General features: G+C 48.4%; 2 protein-coding genes. One reads left to right on the top strand and one right to left on the bottom strand.

Annotated elements, in window-relative coordinates:
- Positions 1 to 144 precede the first annotated feature (144 nt).
- The gene (locus F6K37_RS41970; RefSeq protein ID WP_287257163.1) at positions 145 to 504 is read right to left on the bottom strand and encodes a hypothetical protein; all 360 of its coding nucleotides are present in this window, start codon (positions 502 to 504) and stop codon (positions 145 to 147) included.
- 58 nt (positions 505 to 562) lie between these two features.
- On the opposite strand from F6K37_RS41970, the gene F6K37_RS41965 reads away from it, so the two are divergent.
- Positions 563 to 1,502, top strand: a 940-nt coding sequence (locus tag F6K37_RS41965) for a tetratricopeptide repeat protein (protein WP_287257162.1), incomplete at its 3' end; no start/stop codon positions are given.

Genomic DNA, 1,502 nt, shown 5'->3' with positions numbered 1-1,502 from the left:
TGTCAGAAGTCAAACTCTTGCGCTTCTTGATGCAGTCGCTCATGGGGGAAACCCCCAAGACCGCTTAGGTGCGCTTTCCGTTGGCGAATTAAATTCGCCACGGGTCGCACCTCTGCATCGCTTACAAAGGGTGTGAGACTTTTGTCATGTCCTAACTGCCCTGGCGATTGCTATCAGACGGGCTTGCCCGGAAATTGAAACGGGCAAGATGCCCATTCCACAGCCAGATGCCCATTCCACAGCCTGATGCCCATGCCACAGCCTGATGCCCATGCCACAGCCTGATGCCCATGCCACAGCCTGATGCCCATGCCACAGCCTGATGCCCATGCCACAGCCTGATGCCCATGCCACAGCCTGATGCCGATTCCACAGCCAGATGCCCATTCCACCCACCGGCTCAAACAGTAACTGTTCCCGACTCCCGACTCCCGACTCCCGACTCCTGACACCCCACACCCCACACCCCACACCCCACACCCTACTCCCTATTCCCTGAATCATTGCATAGGTTCAGGAATCTCTCAGATATGGCCAAGTAGGGAATAATTCAATATCCGATATGAAACTTAAGCACGTCTTATGCTTGGGACTTCTCAGTGTCTGCCTCACTCCTGGGGAATTGCCTGTTGTGGCTAGATTCCTCACTTTACCAGCACTGGCTCAGGAACAAAACACTGTGAGCCCAGAGCAAGAAGGGACTATAACCCCTAGTGATGCCATAGTTGAAGTAGACAGTAAGAAAGCAGAACCGGATAAACTCCTGAACCACGGAATTAGTCACTTTGGTCGCAGTAAGTTCCCAGAAGCATTACAGTCTTGGCAGCAAGTATTGGTAATTTATAAACAAATTCGATACCCCGAGGGTGAAGCTAACTCCTTGACTAGTTTGGGTAATGCATACGGTACTCTGGGAGAGTACAAAACAGCCATTGATTACCACCAAAACTCCTTAGTTATTGCTCAGGAAATCACCGATCGCCTGGGTGAAGCTAACCACCTGAGTAATATGGGTAGTGCGTACAATGGTCTAGGATACTACAAAACAGCGATTGATTACTACCAACAATCCTTAGACATTTTTAGGGAAATCGGAAACCGCGAGGCTGAAGCTAAATCCCTGAGAGGTCTGGGTCTTGCATACGGTAATCTGGAAGAGTACAAAAAAGCGATTGATTACCACCAACAATCTTTAGCTATTGCTAGGAAAATCGGAAACCGCGAGGTTGAAGCTAACTCCCTGAATAATCTGGGTGGTGCATACTATTATCTAGGAGAGTACAAACAAGTCATTGATTACCAGGAACAATCGATAGCTATTGCTAGGGAAATCGGAAACCGCGAGGGTGAAGCTGGTTCCCTGAATAATCTGGGTAATGCATACTATGAGTTGGGAGACTACAAAAAAGCCATTGATTACCACCAACAATCTTTAGCTATTGCTAGGACAATTAGAGACCTCATTGGTGAAGCTAACTCCCTGGGTAATCTGGGTAATGCAT

Source organism: Moorena sp. SIO4E2 (assembly GCF_010671945.1).
GTDB classification, from domain to species: Bacteria; Cyanobacteriota; Cyanobacteriia; order Cyanobacteriales; family Coleofasciculaceae; genus Moorena; species Moorena producens.
This window is presented reverse-complemented; position numbering and strand designations above follow the sequence as displayed.

Excerpts from the sequence above, each read along its gene's own strand:
- F6K37_RS41970 (WP_287257163.1), bottom strand. The coding sequence starts at position 504 with ATGATTCAGGGAATAGGGAGTAGGGTGTGGGGTGTGGGGTGTGGGGTG.